This is a genomic window from Bianquea renquensis (genome assembly GCF_014384895.1).
GTDB classification, from domain to species: Bacteria; Bacillota; Clostridia; order Lachnospirales; family Bianqueaceae; genus Bianquea; species Bianquea renquensis.
This window is the reverse complement of the sequence record NZ_JACRSQ010000031.1, coordinates 20,222-37,678: the sequence shown is the minus strand read 5'-3', so window position 1 is coordinate 37,678 and position 17,457 is coordinate 20,222. Positions and strand designations below refer to the sequence as shown.

The following is a 17,457-nucleotide window of genomic DNA, read 5'->3' as shown; positions in this document are numbered from 1 at the left end:
CTCTCGAGGCTCTTGACTGGTGGTCTTCCTCTCCTCAGGGCTCTCTCGAGCTCCCTCCGAGTCTCTTACCTTTTCCTCTTCTCAGATGTTACACTGTTCGATTTTCAACGTCCTCTCGGCCGCTTCGCCTTCGCCTCTCAGCTCGCTCCGCTTCCGCTTTTCTTGCGCCTTTTCTCAAGCGCGTTTATTATATTACCACACTCTCAGACGAATGTCAACAGCATTTTACATTTTTTTATTATTTTTCCTCAGAAAATCACTTACAAATTTGCCAAATGATCAAGTCGTCTGCTTACTATCATTGCACATACAAAATTATTTTATTCATTATTTTCCATAATTATTCTAAAAAAGTTCGCAAAAGTTCGCGAAAGCGAACTTTTGCGAACTTTGGAAGAACCTTTGGTTCTTCGGAATTAAGTCAAAAAGGGCAGGACACAGAGATTAGGTTCTTCTTGTGCCCCGCCGCCGTACAATCATTCGTCCTGACTGTTCAAGAGGGTTGCCAATTTTTCGATTTCCACATAATACTCCTGCGGCAACGAGCCATCCGCCTTTGGCCCTACATTGATCAGCATATTTCCGCCCCATTCTTTCACAAGCCTAAAGCTGTCATAGACCCACTTTGCTGGGCGATATCCTGTGGTGCGGTTACAATATGCCCATCCACAGTGTTCCGGCCATATATGACAGTGCTCCCAGGGCCCTTCCGGCTTTTCCTCTGGAAGGCGGCATTCAAATTGGCTATTATAATCTCCAACGTGATAGAGGCGATCGTTGACCACAATGCCCGGCTGCGCCTGTCGTATCTCTTCAATTGTTATGGTCTTGGACAGATCGCTTGTGGTCCCATCAAACCACAGGAGGTCGATCTTCCCATAATTGTGCAGGAGTTCCCGGACCTGACCGTTCACATAGGCTATATACTGATCTTCCAATTCGGGAGGTTCCTCCGGCAGCTTGTCGATAACGTTAAAGTTCATATCCAGCAGCGGCGCGCCAGAATCAGGTCTGCCAAAGCTAGCAAAATTATAAGATAAATAGTGGCGGTGGACATACCAATCTGGGGGCGAATAATACAGCCCCACCTTCAAGCCGCACTTTCTGCAAGCTTCAATATATTCTCGCACCAGATCCCGTCCGCCCATGTACTGTTTGGTACTGAAATCGCCATACTCGGAGGGCCACAGGGCATATCCATCATGATGCCGCGTCGTAAACACCGCGTAGGTAAATCCTGCATCCGCCGCCTTTTGCAAAAACTCTTCCGGATGAAAATTCTGCGGGTTGAATTTCTCAGCTAATCCCCAGTATTCTGCCGGCTTGATGGTATAATTGCCGCCACTCTGTTCATCCCACGGTGTACGGTCGATCATCCCCCAGGATAGATCCCCTTCCCCGCTGACAGTGGAGATGCCCCAATGGATAAACAGGCCTAGATTTCCGCCTTTTAGAAACCATTGCGCATCGGGATGTGTCGTCCGAACAAAGTCCGCTTGTTCATTGCGCTGAACCCCAATGATGCTGTGCTGTAGCTGGGCTTCCTTATTATCGGCCATATGTATGCCTCCTTCAATCATGGATACAGCAGTACTGTACTGCTGTATTGGCAGCATAGCATTCTTGCCCTCAAAAGTCAAGAAAGAAATTCTACATTCGTTCATTTTTTAGAATTATTTAAAGCCAGCTCCAGAGGGATGAACACCTAGAGGCTGGCTTTTGAACATATTTTACATCTCCGGTTCTTTGCGCTGAACGATTCCTTTATTTTTCCACCGCCCGGTGGCATAGTACAAACCTGATATCATGAGCCCGATCAGCCACCCCACAGCGTAGGATAGGAAGATCCAATCCTTCCCCCATATGTGTGCGATGATATACGCCACTGGAATTCTAGCGAACCATAAGGATATAAAGGAGGAGATCATGGGTACAATCATTTCGCCAGCCCCGCGCATGACACTGCTGAACATAAACCCTACAGCCAGCAGAGAATAGAATGGCAGGACACAGTGAAGGTATGAAACACCAGAAGCGAGAACCGCTTCATTCCGTGAAAACATCTTCATTAAAAAGCTACTACTCGGATACAGAATAAGTCCAATCAGGATGCTGACTGATACGGAGAGGACAATGCTAGCCCTCACGCCCTGCTTAACCCGATGCATATTGCCCGCGCCAATATTCTGGCCTGTGTATGTAGTAATTGCCGTTGTAAAGCTTTGAATCGGCATAAATGCAAAAGTATCGATCTTATTAGCCCCGTTGAAGCCCGCCATAAAATCTGACCCGTAGCTATTGACCAGAGACTGCATCATCATAATTCCGATGGAAAAAAGGGCTTGCTGAATGCCCGACGGGATTCCCAGCTTCATCGCTTTTGTGAACAGAGAGCGGTCAAAGAAAAAGGAAAATAAGCGTATCTGCACACAGTCATACCGCCTATTGATATAAAAAATTCCAAATATCCAGGACACAATCTGCGCGATTATGGTTGCGAAGGCAACGCCAAAAACTCCCCAATGAAACACAATCGTAAACACTAAGTCCAATATAGTGTTGAGCACCGCTGCAATAGCCAGAAAGAGCAAGGATGTTTTGCTGTCGCCCAGCCCCTGCAAAATCCCTGCATTTATATTAAAACCGAGATTCCCTATGATCCCCGCGAAAATCACCATCATATAGGTTCGCGCCATGGCAAAAGTTCCATCGTGGGGAACTTTCATCAGTGTTAACAATGGGCCGCTTGCGACAATTCCTAAAACGGACAGAGGAATAATGCCAATCAACATGGCAGTGTAAATGGTTCCCACCGTTTCATTGACCTTGTCCATGTCTTTAGCGCCATAGTATTGGGATATCATAATGGTCGCACCAGTTCCCACGCCCATAAACAGCGAACTAAGCATAAAAATAACCGGAAACCCGGTCCCGACTGCTGCAAGCGCCTTATCCCCGATGAAATTTCCTACGACAATACTGTCCACCATATTGTATAATTGTTGAAAAACATTGCCCACAAGTAATGGCAATGAAAATAGCAAAATCAGCTTATAGGCATTGCCTTCCGTCATATCCGTCATCGTGCTTTTAGGCAACCTCTTTTGTTCTCCCATAAAACCATCCTTTCTATAATTATATCAGTATACCATAGAATCCAGGGCAATGCAATCTCTTCTAGATGGTCATAAAAAAAAGTTGACACCGAAAACATCCCGTGCTATCATATACCTAGATTTACGATGCATCTAAATTCTATGTATGGAGGCATAAACATGAGAATTAGCAAAGAACTTGTGAAAGGAAGCACCGCTATACTCGTCCTAAGCGTGATCAGCCGAAAACCTATGTACGGCTATCAGATCATTCGAGAAATTGAACAGCTGTCCGATTCTGTCTTTCATCTGAATGAGGGGACACTATATCCCATCCTACATTCTCTAGAAGAAGAGAACTATCTGGACTGCTATTGGGAGGACAGTGAGTCTGGCCGGAAACGCAAGTACTATTCCCTCACCGAGAAGGGGAGAAAAGAGCTGGCGAAGCAGCAGGAAGAGTGGACAACCTTCTCCACAGCAGTTGCGAAAGTTATCCAGGGAGGCGCGTATGGATCTCTCGCCTAAAATTCAGCAATTTTTACACGACATCTGCTCCAAAATTCCGGATACGCAGACATCTCTTGACACCTACAATGAACTGCTCGACCATATTGAATGTAAGGTGGAATGGCGAATGCAGGCAGGATATTCAGAGGAGGAGGCAATAACAAAGGCGCTGGAAGAAATGGGGGATGCTTCCGCAGTGGCCGACCAGCTTGGCGCAATTCACTCCCGAATTCCCAGTCTTGACCTCGGCCACGCTTTGATGAAGATTTTTTGGGGTTTTTTGTTTTCATCCTTTCAGCTGGATTTTGGGTATTCAAAACCCATAATTCTAATGGCAGGGTTCTTTCTGCTTCTGGCAGGGGCTTATCAGATGCGAACCTGTGGAAAATCCTTTCGCCGTAGTTTTCAGGGTTTCTGCCTACTATTTCTCTTCTATCTGATTACCAATTCAATTTCGGTTCTCCCCGATATTCCGACTGTACTTCTCACCGCTATGAGCATTGTATCCTCACTTCTTAACTTTGTGTCTGTGATCCTCCTATTTCAAGGATTGTCCCACCTTACAGATTGTCTTCAAGATGGGGGGCCACACGGGATTTCACACTGCACAGGCGTGTACATTGTGATGAATCTTCTGATCTTGCTTGCCCTGTGGATTCAAGGTCTGTTCTTCCTTGTATTCATTCTCTTTTTGGGAAGCTTGTTCTATATCCTAAGGCAAATCTATTCTCTGCGAAGAGAACTCCTTTTGCAGGATGTCCGATTGCCAATTCAGCCTTTCAATGTAAAAAGCCGCACGGTGTTTGGCGCTTTCTCTGCCCTCTTCCTCATCGCTCCCATAAGCTGCGGGTATATAGCCGCCACTCCGAATCCGGTCCAGACTTCTTATTCAGTCATTGAGACCGATTCCTCGGAACAAATGGCGGATATCCGCCACCGTCTGCTTTCCAACGATCTTCCGGAGGAAATGGTCATGGTATTGCCCCCACAGGAGTTACAGCGACTCGCAGGCATGGACGAGATGTCCTCCCACTGGCAAATGTACACGATCGACGAGGGTAACCTCTCCCTGATTGTGGCCGCCTGCCGTCTGGATTCGCAGCGGACACGCCTTCTCTACTGGTTTTCATGGGACGAAGCGCCTAAACACGGCTTTCGGGATACAATCGCCCCGATTGTCAGGATCGATCCTTATTTTGACTCTTCTTTTAATTCGGGGTCCTTCCAAAATCCCGACGAAACCTTGTTACTTCTAACCCAAAAAGATGGACAGCTGTATTCTATGATGCCAGCTGCGGTGCGGCACTCTTCAGACGGAACCATCCAGAGTCTGGACGTCCGCGTTTTTCCTGACATAGAAGCCCAGTATATCCTATACGCCATCACGTTGAATGGCGATACATCTGGATATGCGATTCCGGGCTTCACTCTTGATACCGCCTATACTCATCGCTCCAGTTTTTTCTGCCTTCCCTACACCGATAGCAGCTCTTCCGTCACTACCGCGCTGACCTCCTCATACCAGCATTATGTGTTGACCTCACACCTTCGCTTCAACGTTGAATCTTCCGAGCTAGAACCATAGGAATCTCATCATGATAGGCCCCTAAAATAGTCAGCTGCGGTGTCAGCTGGCTATTTTCCTTATAGTGCAATCACAACAAGGTGCGAGCTACCGTTCACGAGGTGGAACCCTAAAAGTACCAATTCTTAGCATTCTCCAAACTCAATTGTTGCACCCGCAACCGTTCCGTGTTATAATCGTTGCAAACGCAACAATTAGAACGAGTGGAGGTCAACGGATGGAATCACTTATGAAGTATATCAGCCGCACCCATCGCCTAGCCGGCCAATACCGTGGCACCGGCGTACCGTGTGATGGCATCAATAGTTGTCAGCACATTTATATCTTTCAGGTCTGCAAGAATCCAGGCATCTCACAAGATCAACTCTCAAAGCTGATCTGTGTAAACAAAAGCAATGTGACGAGGCAGTTGAGCGTCTTAGAACAGAATGGATTTGTCACTCGACAACCCGATCCCAGAGACCGCCGAGTACTGCAAGTTTTTCCGACAGAGAAAGCTTTACAGCTTTTTCCACAGGTTCGATCGATCATGCGGGAATGGAACCACCTTCTATTAGAAGATTTTACGGAGGAGGAACAGAAATCCTTATTGTCCATGCTGGAGCGCATCACAGAGAAGGCCATGGCAATCGTGGAAAAAGGGGGGAAATCGTAGGCTATGCGAACGATCTTTCGGTACTTAAAGCCCTATGTGCCCCGTATGAGCCTAGGCCTATTCATAAAATTTATTGGAACCATTATGGATCTCCTGCTCCCATGGATTCTCTCCTACATGATCGATGACGTCGTCCCCCAAGAGAGAATCTCTCTCATCCTTCTATGGGGCGGCGTGATGCTGCTCTGCTCTGCTGCCGCTGTGATCACCAATATTGTCGCCAACCGGATGGCATCCTGGGTCGCACAGCACACCACAGAAGCGATTCGGCACGACCTCTTCACTCGAATCTCCTATCTGTCCTGCAAGCAGATCGATGATTTTACCATTCCCTCCCTTGAATCTCGTCTGACCACCGACACGTACAATCTTCACCAAATGATCGGGATGATGCAGCGGCTAGGCGTCCGCGCGCCCATTCTGCTCCTCGGCGGAATCCTGGTTACTTTGACGCTGGAACCGGTATTATCCCTTGTTCTTCTGGCAGTTTTGCCGCTGATCGGACTGCTGGTGTTCGCGGTCTCCCGGAAAGGAATCCCCCTCTATGGGAACTTACAGCAGGGGATTGATTCTATGGTGAGAACTGTCCGAGAGAATATAGCCGGCATCCGAGTCATCAAGGCCTTGTCCAAGACAGAATACGAACAGAACCGGTTCTCCCATGTCAATGAGGAAGTTGTCCGCCGTGAAAAAAAAGCGGGGATCACCATGGCCTTGACGAACCCGCTGATGAACTTATTTCTCAACATAGGCCTAACCATGGTCATTCTTGTCGGTGCATGGCGCGTCAACGCTGGCCTCACACAGCCCGGCAAAATCCTCGCCTTCCTCACCTATTTTACGATTATCCTCAATGCTATGCTTTCCATAACCCGCATGTTTGTCATGTATTCAAAGGGAAGCGCCTCCGCCTCTCGCATTCACGAGGTGCTATCCACTCCGGCTGATCTCGCGGTGCTGGAGGTTCCAGGTGCGGCCTCGGATTCCCACATCGAGTTTCAACATGTTTGTTTCTCCTATCAAAAGAAAGAGGATACTCTTTATGACATCAATTTTCGCCTGAAACGCGGGGAAACCCTGGGCATCATCGGCGCCACAGGCTGCGGCAAGAGCACGCTCATCGCCCTGCTCATGCGGCTTTATGACCGGGATTCCGGTGAGATCCGTATCGACGGACAGCCTGTTGAATCCATTCCCCCCCATGAGCTCCACACTAAGTTCGGCGTCGTCTTTCAAAATGATGTTCTGTTCGCCGATACCATCGCCGCGAATATTGATTTTGGCCGTGAATTAGGTCAGGAGGCTATTGAAAAAGCGGCGGCCTGCGCACAGGCAAAGGAATTTATCGACGCACTGCCGGACGGATTCTCCCATCGATTGACAGCGAAGGGAACAAACGTCAGCGGCGGTCAAAAGCAGCGTCTGTTGATCGCCCGCGCGCTGGCCGGCAACCCGGAAATTCTGATTTTGGATGATTCCTCCAGCGCGCTGGATTATAAGACGGATTCCCTGCTGCGCCGGGCTCTGCGAAGTCAGTACGCGAAAACCACCACGATCATTGTCGCGCAGCGAATCAGCTCCATCCTCCACGCCGACCATATTCTAGTTTTGGAAGATGGCAAGGAAATCGGATATGGAACCCATGAGGAGCTCTTAGAGACCTGCAACATTTACCGGGAAATCAGCATTTCTCAGATGGGAGGCGATTTGAGTGCCTAACGTTCCGCGGACCGTACCGGAAAAGCCAAAGAACCGGAAAAAGGTTCTGACCCGGCTGTGGCGGTATCTGTATCAATATAAGTGGCATTTGCTCGCGGCTCTCCTGCTCACCTTCTCCAGCAATCTGCTGGCGCTGATAGGGCCAACGCTGTCTGGGCGAGCTATCGACGCGATTGGAGTCAAGGCGGGAGGGGTCGATTTTCAAACCGTGATTTTCTACTGTATTCTGATGATCATTTTTTACGCTCTATCCTCCCTCCTTTCCTACATTCTCTCAGTCCTGATGATCCATCTGAGCCAAAAGGTCGTATACCAGATGCGGGAGGACGTGTTCCACCGTCTTTCCCTTTTGCCCATCCGCTATTTTGACAGCCACCAGACCGGTGACATTGTAAGCCGAATCTCCTACGACATCGATACGGTGAATGCCTCACTCTCCAATGACCTTCTGCAAATCGCAACGAGTGTGATCACCGTGGGCGGATCTTTGCTGATGATGTTGATGCTCTCCCCACCCCTTGTGCTGGTTTTCGCAGTCACCATTCCGATTTCTATTTTCTTTACCCGCTACATGACGCAAAAAGTTCGCCCTCTATTTCGCAATCGCTCCATCAAGCTAGGGGAGCTGAATGGATTCGTGGAGGAAGTCATCACGGGTCAGAAAACGACGAAGGCCTATCATCAGGAGGAGACTATGATTCGCCGGTTTGACCGAAAGAATAAGGAGGCTGTGGATGCTTACTATAATGCCGACTATTATGGAAGCATGACCGGCCCCTGCGTTAACTTTATCAACAATCTTTCCCTGGCTTTAATCAGTATGTTCGGGGCTCTGCTTTTTTTATTCGGGAAGCTATCCCTGGGCAATCTCTCCTCCTTTGTTCTATATTCCAGAAAATTTTCCGGCCCCATCAACGAAATCGCCAATATCATCAGTGAACTACAATCGGCATGCGCCGCCGCAGAACGTGTTTTTCGGCTAATCGATGAGCCCACAGAGCCAGAGGATATGCCGGACGCTGTATCGCTGGACAGCGTTCACGGCCACATTGCCATGGAGCATGTGAAGTTTGGCTATGATCCGGGCAAAACGATCATTCATGATTTGAACCTGGACGCGAGGCCCGGCAGTTTGGTTGCCATCGTCGGTCCTACAGGTGCTGGCAAGACGACAATCATTAATCTGTTGATGCGCTTCTACGACCCTGACAGCGGTTCCATCTGCCTGGATTCTCACCCGATCCAGACGATCACCCGTAAAAGCTTGCGCCTGGCATATGCCATGGTTTTACAGGATACCTGGCTTTTTCACGGCACCATCTTCGAGAACATCGCCTATGGAAAAAAGGGCGCGACGCTGGATGAGGTTATCGCTGTGGCAAAAGCGGCCAAAATCCATGACTATATTAGACGTTTGCCGGAAGGCTACGATACAATCCTAAATGAGGACGGAATGAACATCTCCCAGGGGCAGAAACAGCTGCTAACCATCGCCCGCGCCATGCTGTTGGACGCGAATATGCTGATTTTAGATGAGGCGACGTCCAATGTGGATACGCGAACTGAAATCCAGATTCAGGAAGCAATGCGAGCGCTCATGCGGGGAAAGACCTGCTTTGTCATCGCCCACCGCCTCTCAACGATTCAAAATGCGGATACGATTTTAGTCGTTCAGAACGGTGAAATTATGGAGCAGGGCAGCCATCAGGACTTAATGCTGCGCGGGGGACTGTACGCCGGTCTCTACCGCTCACAGTTTCAGTAAAGAAAAAAGTTCGCGTCCCGCGAACTCAAAATGCTATAGAATCGAATAAAAGCAGTTTCTTTTTTTTAAGCGCCTTATCCATTGTGCTGGACTTTCAGCGCCCGCATGGCATTGAGAATGGCAATGACAGAGACTCCCACATCGGCAAAGACTGCTTCCCACATGGTCGCAACCCCGAGGGCGCCTAGCACTAACACCAGCGCCTTGACGGCTAGGGCAAATATGATATTCTGCCTTACAATTCTGCGGGTTTTCTTTGCGATCTGGATTGCGACTGCGATCTTCGACGGGCGATCATCCATCAATACAATGTCGGCGGCCTCAATGGCAGCATCTGATCCCATGGCGCCCATGGCGATTCCGATATCGGCTCTGGATAATACAGGAGCATCGTTGATGCCATCCCCCACAAAAACCAGCGTTTCTTTTTCGCTCTTGTTTCGCAGCAGCTCTTCAACACGCTCCACTTTATCGGCAGGCAATAGCTCCGTATACACCTGATCCAATCCCAGTTCCTGCGCAACGCCCTCCCCCACAGCCTTGGCGTCTCCCGTCAACATGACCGTCTTCCGCACACCCTGCTGTTTTAGCGCCCGAATTGCCTCTTTGGCATCGGGCTTTACTTCATCGGAGATCACGATATGGCCTGCATACGTCCCATCCACTGCTACGTGGACCGTCGTTCCGATGCGGTGGCACGGGTGCCACTTCACGCCAATCTCCTCCATGAGTTTATCATTGCCGACGCAAACGCTCCGGCCATCTACTTCTGCCCGCAATCCTCGGCCAGATAGCTCTTCCACCTCTCCAAGCCGGCTTGTATCAATCTCTGAAGCATAGGCTTCCTTCAAGGAGCGCGAAATCGGGTGATCAGAATAGCTCTCCGCCAAAGCGGCCAGCTCGATAAGCTGGGCCTCCGAGATGGAGTCCGGATGAACCGCGGTCACGTTGAAAACGCCTTTTGTCAGGGTTCCTGTTTTATCGAAGACGACCAGACTGGTATCCGCCAGACTCTCCAGATAGTTTCCGCCTTTAACTAGGATCCCACTCTTCGAGGCCCCTCCGATTCCCCCGAAGAAGCTGAGTGGTACCGATATGACCAGCGCGCAGGGGCAAGAGATGACTAAGAATATCAAAGCTCTCTGAATCCACTCTCCCCATTGTCCCCCGGACAGAAGTGGCGGCAACACGGCCAGCAATACGGCCGCAATTACCACAGCCGGGGTATAGTAGCGGGCAAATTTTGTGATAAAATTTTCTGCCTTCGCCTTCTTGCTGCTGGAATTTTCCACCAAATCCAGAATCTTCGAAACCGTGGACTCCCCGAATTCTTTTGTCACTTGGACGCGGAGTAAACCGCTCTGGTTGATACAGCCGCTAATCACATCATCCCCAGGTTCCACGTCGCGGGGTAGGGACTCTCCTGTTAGCGCTGCCGTATTCACTGTGGAGGATCCTTCCAGTATCACACCGTCCAGCGGAATCTTCTCCCCCGCCTTAATCACAATATGATCCCCAACTGCGACCTCGTCAGGGTCTACTTGCTCCAGCTTCCCCTCTCTCTCGATGTTCGCGTAATCCGGTCGAATATCCATCAGCGACGCAATCGATTCACGGGAGCGTCCCACTGCGTATCCCTGAAATAATTCTCCAACCTGATAGAACAACATCACCACAACAGCCTCCGGGAATTCTCCCGTGCAAAACGCCCCCACCGTTGCAATGGTCATCAGAAAATTTTCATCAAAAACCTGGCCGTGAGCGATATTGCGCAGGGCTTTCCATACAATATCCCACCCAATGACTGCATAGGGGACAAGAAAAGCCATCAGCTGAAACGCTCCTGATAGCGGGAGCAGCTTTGCCACCACCAGCAAAACAGCACTGACCAGGATGCGCGCTAGCATTTTTTTCTGCCTCTTCGTCATACCGCATCTCCTTCCTCAAACAGATCAACCGCAGTGTCCCTCATTTACAGGTCTATACCATAAGTTTGCAATCCGGCTCAACTCGCTTGCAGACCTTAACCATTTCCTTGACAATCTCATCATAGCGGGCGTCATCCGCCGTCAACGTGATCTTCTGCGCCATAAAGCTGACCGTTACTTCCTGTACGCCGTTAATCTTCCGAATGGCGTCCTCCATCTTTTGTGCACAGTTTGCACAATCCAAATCCACTACCTTAATCGTCTTTCTCATTGCCATCTCCCTTTCTGCGCCGCTTGGCTATCGGTGTGCGCTCGCCTCTGAAACTCCCCCACACAGGTGGGCTATTCTTCCACATGCTCCATTCCCTGATTGATAATCCGGCGGACATGATCATCCGCCAATGAATAAAATACGGTTTTGCCCTCCCGACGGAATTTGACCAGCTTATTACCTTTTAATACCCGCAGCTGATGGGACACCGCCGTCTGGCTCAAACCTAACAGTTGCGCCATATCACAGACGCATAGCTCCGCCTCGAACAGAGCGTATAAAATTTTGATTCTCGTCGTATCTCCAAAAATCTTAAACAGCTCCGCCAGATCATACAACATCTCATCTGGAGGCATCTGCGAGGTAACTTTCTTTACCACATCCTCGTGTACGCATAGAAATCCGCATTGTTCCAATTCCTGTTCCGCCAATCGCCTTCACATCCTCTCATATGAATAACTGTTCATATGATAATACAAAAAAGATTCTTTGTCAAGAGGGAGATGGAAAATTTTTGAGACAATATCGCAGTGAAAAATTCGCGGAACGCGAACTCTCCTACAAAGAAAAGGGACTGTTGCCATTTTGTTTGCAACAGTCCCTTTTCTTGTTTCAAGCCCCTCAGGCCAGCGCTTTGCCCAGCGCCGCGCAGGCGGCCACTCCTTCTGCATCCGGTGCATCATTACAGATTACACTCTCACAGGCCAGCACCGCGCCATCTCCCCGGCAAGTTTCCTCCCAGGTGCGCATCCACTCCCCATCTCCCCAACCATAGGAGCCAAAGAGTGCAATTTTCTTGCCGCTTAGCTTCGCCTCACAGTCCGTGAACATCGGCTCAAATTCGCTTTCCTCCAGCTGCTCAGCCCCCATGGAGGGGCAGCCGAAAGCCACCGCGTCAAAGGCATCCATCTTCTCCGAGCTGAATTCTGCTGCGGTAAACAGTGAGACTTCTGCACCTGCGTTTTTGGCGCCCTCCACCACCTGATTGGCCATGGCCTCCGTATTACCAGTACCACTCCAGTAGACGACCGCTACTTTACTCATATGATTCAACCTCTTTCCTTAAGTATAATGGTTTATGTCAAGCAGCCACTGTGAGCTGCCAAACGGACCTTCCCTGATTCCAGAGCCGCGCGTAGATCTCACGGCACTTTTGAAATTGCGCAAACAGCCTTCTGGCCTCACATTCATCGCAGTAAACCTTCCAACATCCCGAGCATTTGCAGTTCTTTCCCGCATTCTGGATGAATCCCATGACATCTCCCAGGGGATACCCTAGAAAAATGCCGATTTCGTGTGGGAAGGAATCGCCCTCCCCCAAACGTTTCATCAACCGCTCCAGCGCATATCGCACATCGGTGTTTTGATAACCGTATTCAGCGAGAAATCCCGCAACCCCAGGTTTTTGCAGGTCCTCCTGCAAGTGAGAGCTTCGGCACACGTAGATTAGCGCCTTCTCCCCGTTGCGCCTCAACACCAGCAAAAAGAGACCTTTTTCCTGAAGCTGTCCATTCCAGGCTTTTAACTGACTCTCCAGTTCTTCCTCCGTCTTGACCGCGATGCAAAACAGACTTGCCGTCTTTAGAGATGCAAGCGTCGGCGCACAATGCTCGATCAAATATTTTTCCAGCATTCTCGTCCCTCCCTCAAAACGATGGCCGCATCTCCGCTAAAGCAGCGCGGAGCGCAGATGCGCTGCTCGTATGGAGTCTTGCAACGGGAATACAATTCTTTTTGGCTTCCTGCGTTACACTGAGTACCATTTTATGTGATACCGTACTGATAAACAGGATCAGCAAGTCTGGACATCCCATCTTCTTCTTGAGAGAGCCGTTTTCTTTTGTGAAAACCTTAGCCTTGCAGCCGTGCTCCTTGCAAATGGTCTCATACTGAGCCGCCATCCTTTCATTTCCGCCTACAATCACAACACTCATGTGCATCTCCTTTCCTTGTCAGGCCAAGCTTCCTTTCTAGGCAAAAGATTCCATCAATATTTCCAAAGATACAACTCCCGAAGAGAGTGAATCTTCGAGGTTAGTTTTAACTAACTTATGACCATTCTACTACATTTATCCAGTTTGGTCAAGTGGTTTTTTATATTTCAGAAAAATTTTCAGGGGGAAGCGCTGGGCATTTTCTCCCTTCGGAGCAAACGCCCAGCGTCGCAAAATCAGGGGAGCTTCCATGATCACTCCCCCGTCGCAATTTTTACAACGGCTTTTACAATATTGGCCTTATCTGTAACACTCCTGTCCATCGCATTCTGTATGTCGTCAAAATCAAAAATATCGGTGACGATACCCTTCAAATTCACTCTTCCTGCGGCAACGGCGTCGATGGCCACGGGATACATGTGGCGGTAGCGGAAAACCGTTTTAAAGGTCAGTTCCTTGTCCAGCGCCAGACTCATGGGCAAGGTCACTCCGCCGGTCTTGGAGTAGCCCACCAAAACAACGGTCGCACCTTTCTTGGTCATATGGATAGCCTGTCTGGTGGTGAACCCTGTCCCGGCGGTCTCAATAACCAGATCACAGCCGGCACCGTCAGTAAGTGTCCCAACAGCTTCCACCGCATCCTCGTCCTTGCCGTTGATAACGCCATCAGCTCCCAGTTCCAGAGCCTTATCCAGCCGCTTCTGCATCACGTCCACCACATAGACCTTGCTGACCCCTTCCGCCTTCAACGCCATCATAGACACCAGACCGATACAGCCCGCGCCTATGACCACGGCAGTCTGACCAGCGTGAGCTCCGCCCTGACTGGCGGCATGGAACCCTACTGCCAACGGCTCAATGAGCGCGCCCTCCAGAGTACTTACGTTGTCGGGGAGCCTGAAGCACAATGCCGCCTCATGCGCCACATATTCTTGGAATACGCCGTCCACAGGCGGAGTCGCAAAAAATACCACATCGGGACACAGGTTGTACTTACCCCGACGGCAAAACTCGCAACGGCCGCAGGTCTTTCCCGGTTCCAGAGCCACCCTGTCACCTACTTTTAGGTGCTTCACATTGCTGCCAACCTCCACCACCGTGCCGCCGGGTTCATGCCCCAGGACAAAGGGAGGTTTCACCACATAGTCCCCGATAGCCCCATTCTCATAGTAGTGCATATCGCTACCGCAGATCCCCACATACTCCAGCTTGACCAGGACCTCGTCTTCCTTGGGTTCAGGAATGGACCGCTGGGTGTACCCCATCTTGCCAATCCCCTCCATAATTGCCACTTTCATATAGCCGTCCATGGTTTCTCCTCCAATCAATACTTTTATAATGTATTTTATAAAGTATATATATTAGAGCACACTCCGCTGGTTTTGTCAATAGGGGAATCCCTTGACTTGGCTAGAAAGGAAACTTTCACTGATTCAGGTCATAGCGATTGGATAAACTCCTCGATCTGTAGTAATGCCGCACCTACAGCGGCGGCTTCCACCTGATAGCGGCATATCTTGAAGTAGGAGGCATCCTGCTGGAAAGTATTCCGTCCTTCCAGCATTCCGCGCAAAGGCGCGCCAAATTCCTCCAAAAATGCCCCGACGTACCCTCCGGCCATTACATCGCAGTCAAAACTCATGCGCAGATTGTTAATCGCGACTGCCAAATACCTTAGATACTCCTGCCAAATCTTTTGCATCTCAGGATTTCCCGCCCGGAGTTGGTCAAAAAATTCAAGCAGATTGCCGTTGGTGTGATTGGATAGTACCTTGGCTGAACAATACGCATCCAGGCATCCTTCCTTCCCGCAGTAGCACCGGCGGCCACCGGGAATCAAGGTATTGTGGCCGAACTCCCCAGCCCGGAGATTGCTGCCAGTGTACAATTCTCCGGCGTTCAGGATCGCCCCGCCGACGCTGTTGCTTAAGGACAGATACACCAAATTCTCAGTGAACCCTTTCCCGCGGATTTCTGCCAATCCCGCGGCATTGGCGTCATTGATATAAGTGCAGGGGTAGGAAATGTATTTGCTAAATGCAGCGGTCGACACATTTTGAATACCCAATGCGTGGGAGTATAGAAGTTCTTCCCCCGCCTTGTCCACGATACCAGGGAGGGACACCCCTACCCCCTGAATCCGGCTCCCTGTGTCTCTGTCTCCTATGAAGTCTCGCAGGACACTGCCTAACTCCTGGAAGTATCGATCATTCAGGGAAAAGGGGCTTTTTTTCCGAGTGTAGCGCACAATCTGACCACTCAAGTCTACCAGTACCATGCCGACATGGTTTTGTGTCACATCCAAACCAACCGCCAATTTCGCATTCCGCACTGGCGCATAGGCTTTCGCTTTTCGTCCGCCGGTCGAGTCATATTCGCCCACCTCTTGGACCAGACCAAGCGCCGTCAGCTCCTTCACATTTTGCAGCACCGTGGGCCAACTCAAGGTTAGGCGCTGAGTAAGTTCTGTTTGGGAGATTCGATCACAGCTCAGGATACTGCGCAGGGTATTGGCTCGGTTGCGTCGCTTCACATCGATGTTGTTGGCAGGATTCGGCATCATGCTACATCATTCCTCGATTCTTTTATAAAGTCCTTTCCATAAGGATAACGCCTTTCTCCTCAAATGGCAAGTCTTTTCTATCTGAATCAAAAACCAGTCCCTCCCCCTGCGCTGTTATCAACGGTATCTATGCCCTGGGCGGCATGGCTGTTTTCGCCATGATGGCCACAACAAAATTCATGTAAGAACCGCCACAATGAAAAGGGCCACAAAACACTTTTTCATGTCTTGTGGCCTGTTTTCGTGGTCTCACTCATGATTCCGGCCTTTATTTTGCGATCTCAGCCCTTTGCTCCGCATAGATCATCAGCTGGCGCTCGCCCACGATTTCACTGGGGTGCGGATATGTACGGGCCTTTTTGTCAAACCGGCCTTTGATGGCACCGGCCTTTGTCATATCCTGTTCAGCCAACAATGCGTATGCATAGTCTGTACGCATAACCGATGGAAAGTTCTTCATCGACCTCATAAATTTCTTCTGCTGTCTGTCCAACATATCTTCCAACACGTCCCGTCGATTCTCCCGGATCAGTTCGCAATAGATACGGTCCACCACCATTAGGCTTCGGTGCAAACCGATAATGCCTGTCTCCATCTGGAGGAGTTCCTTCATCTGTTGATCCGCCCTATCGAACTCCATGGCGTCCATGAGCCGGTTGCAGGTAACCACGCCCATGACGGCTATCATACTATTTTTCATGGACTCCGCCGTAGGTACATAGAACCATTGGTCCGGCATATCCTTTATTCGCACGCCCTTGACGATCTGCTCGTTGATCTTCATCTGGATCCAGAAGGAACGCAGCGCCTCCGAATTTTTCCCAAGCGCCAGGGCATTATACCCATCATTATCCACCACGCCCAAACGCATGGGAATCCCGTTTACAAAGGCAAAGGCCACGCCAATCACCGCGAGCATCAGAAGCAGCACCGATACTGTGGGGATCCGCCTGCAAGAAAAATAAAGTCCTGTAAAAAGTGCGGCGGAAAGTAGATTGACGAAGGATCCTCCCAGATTATAGAGGACAAAGGGAACTTTTCCATCCACCATATCCGGCGGCACCATCAGGCATTGTCCCCCCGTCCCGGCGACGGACAGGCGCCTAAAACAAAGCCTTCCATCCTCCTTGATCCACATCAAACTGCCGATTCGGAAAGAGGAAAACCGATACCCTGTCATCCTTCCAAAGAGCAGGTGCCCCGCCTCATGGAAAATAATCTGTAGATAAATCGCAGCGTACATTCCAATAAAAAGAAGCGCCGTTGAGAGGGCGATTTCTCCAGCTGATTTCTCCGCCTCAAACATTGCGTCAATGTACTCCACCATCAAAATGCCACACACGGCGCCGATCAACATGAAAACCGCCACCGCAAGGTATTGCTGCCAATGCCTCTTCCTTTTTTTCTGCTCTGAACCCATCGCTCTCCCCTC

At 49.9% G+C, this 17,457-nt stretch carries 16 protein-coding genes; 5 read left to right on the top strand and 11 right to left on the bottom strand.

Annotated features, from left to right (window positions below):
• Positions 1–476: 476 nt before the first annotated feature.
• Both H8730_RS14790 and H8730_RS14785 read right to left on the bottom strand, forming a co-directional pair.
• Positions 477–1,559, bottom strand: a complete 1,083-nt coding sequence (locus tag H8730_RS14790; RefSeq protein ID WP_177719936.1) for an alpha-L-fucosidase — start codon at positions 1,557–1,559, stop codon at positions 477–479.
• Between the two features lie 171 nt (positions 1,560–1,730).
• A complete protein-coding gene (locus H8730_RS14785) occupies positions 1,731–3,116 on the bottom strand; it encodes an MATE family efflux transporter (protein ID WP_177719935.1) in 1,386 nt (461 codons plus the stop codon).
• Between the two features lie 159 nt (positions 3,117–3,275).
• Here H8730_RS14785 and H8730_RS14780 point away from each other — a divergent pair, with 159 nt between their 5' ends.
• From H8730_RS14780 to H8730_RS14760, 5 genes are all read left to right on the top strand, one after another.
• On the top strand, positions 3,276–3,623 hold the full coding sequence (locus tag H8730_RS14780) for a PadR family transcriptional regulator (protein ID WP_177719934.1): 348 nt from the start codon (positions 3,276–3,278) through the stop codon (positions 3,621–3,623).
• Complete coding sequence (locus tag H8730_RS14775; protein WP_177719933.1) at positions 3,607–5,190, top strand: permease prefix domain 1-containing protein; 1,584 nt, start codon at positions 3,607–3,609, stop codon at positions 5,188–5,190. The genes H8730_RS14780 and H8730_RS14775 overlap by 17 nt, the downstream gene beginning before the upstream one ends.
• A 217-nt stretch (positions 5,191–5,407) precedes the next feature.
• Positions 5,408–5,845, top strand: a complete 438-nt coding sequence (locus tag H8730_RS14770; protein WP_177719932.1) for a MarR family winged helix-turn-helix transcriptional regulator — start codon at positions 5,408–5,410, stop codon at positions 5,843–5,845.
• Between the two features lie 3 nt (positions 5,846–5,848).
• Positions 5,849–7,564, top strand: coding sequence for an ABC transporter ATP-binding protein (locus tag H8730_RS14765; RefSeq protein WP_177719931.1), 1,716 nt, complete (start codon positions 5,849–5,851; stop codon positions 7,562–7,564).
• Positions 7,557–9,329, top strand: coding sequence for an ABC transporter transmembrane domain-containing protein (locus H8730_RS14760; protein ID WP_177719930.1), 1,773 nt, complete (start codon positions 7,557–7,559; stop codon positions 9,327–9,329). The genes H8730_RS14765 and H8730_RS14760 overlap by 8 nt, the downstream gene beginning before the upstream one ends.
• Positions 9,330–9,403: 74 nt before the next feature.
• Here the strand turns inward: H8730_RS14760 and H8730_RS14755 are convergent, their stop codons facing one another.
• The 9 genes from H8730_RS14755 to H8730_RS14715 all read right to left on the bottom strand — a co-directional run bounded on the left by H8730_RS14755 (position 9,404) and on the right by H8730_RS14715 (position 17,445).
• On the bottom strand, positions 9,404–11,257 hold the full coding sequence (locus tag H8730_RS14755) for a heavy metal translocating P-type ATPase (protein ID WP_177719886.1): 1,854 nt from the start codon (positions 11,255–11,257) through the stop codon (positions 9,404–9,406).
• Positions 11,258–11,309: 52 nt separating this feature from the next.
• Positions 11,310–11,528, bottom strand: a complete 219-nt coding sequence (locus tag H8730_RS14750) for a cation transporter (protein WP_177719887.1) — start codon at positions 11,526–11,528, stop codon at positions 11,310–11,312.
• 71 nt (positions 11,529–11,599) lie between these two features.
• Positions 11,600–11,959 (bottom strand): ArsR/SmtB family transcription factor, encoded by a 360-nt coding sequence (locus H8730_RS14745; RefSeq protein ID WP_177719888.1) that lies wholly within the window; start codon positions 11,957–11,959, stop codon positions 11,600–11,602.
• A gap of 190 nt (positions 11,960–12,149) precedes the next feature.
• Positions 12,150–12,572, bottom strand: a complete 423-nt coding sequence (locus H8730_RS14740; protein ID WP_177719889.1) for a flavodoxin — start codon at positions 12,570–12,572, stop codon at positions 12,150–12,152.
• 37 nt (positions 12,573–12,609) lie between these two features.
• On the bottom strand, positions 12,610–13,161 hold the full coding sequence (locus tag H8730_RS14735; protein WP_177719890.1) for a DUF3793 family protein: 552 nt from the start codon (positions 13,159–13,161) through the stop codon (positions 12,610–12,612).
• Positions 13,162–13,174: 13 nt separating this feature from the next.
• Entirely contained in the window at positions 13,175–13,462 is a 288-nt protein-coding gene (locus tag H8730_RS14730) for a DUF2325 domain-containing protein (protein ID WP_177719891.1), read from the bottom strand.
• 254 nt (positions 13,463–13,716) lie between these two features.
• On the bottom strand, positions 13,717–14,772 hold the full coding sequence (locus tag H8730_RS14725; RefSeq protein ID WP_177714212.1) for an NAD(P)-dependent alcohol dehydrogenase: 1,056 nt from the start codon (positions 14,770–14,772) through the stop codon (positions 13,717–13,719).
• Between the two features lie 128 nt (positions 14,773–14,900).
• Positions 14,901–16,025: an ROK family transcriptional regulator gene (locus tag H8730_RS14720; protein WP_177714211.1), complete on the bottom strand. Its 1,125-nt coding sequence runs from the start codon at positions 16,023–16,025 to the stop codon at positions 14,901–14,903.
• A gap of 268 nt (positions 16,026–16,293) precedes the next feature.
• Positions 16,294–17,445: a hypothetical protein gene (locus H8730_RS14715; protein ID WP_177714210.1), complete on the bottom strand. Its 1,152-nt coding sequence runs from the start codon at positions 17,443–17,445 to the stop codon at positions 16,294–16,296.
• Between the last annotated feature and the right edge of the window lie 12 nt (positions 17,446–17,457).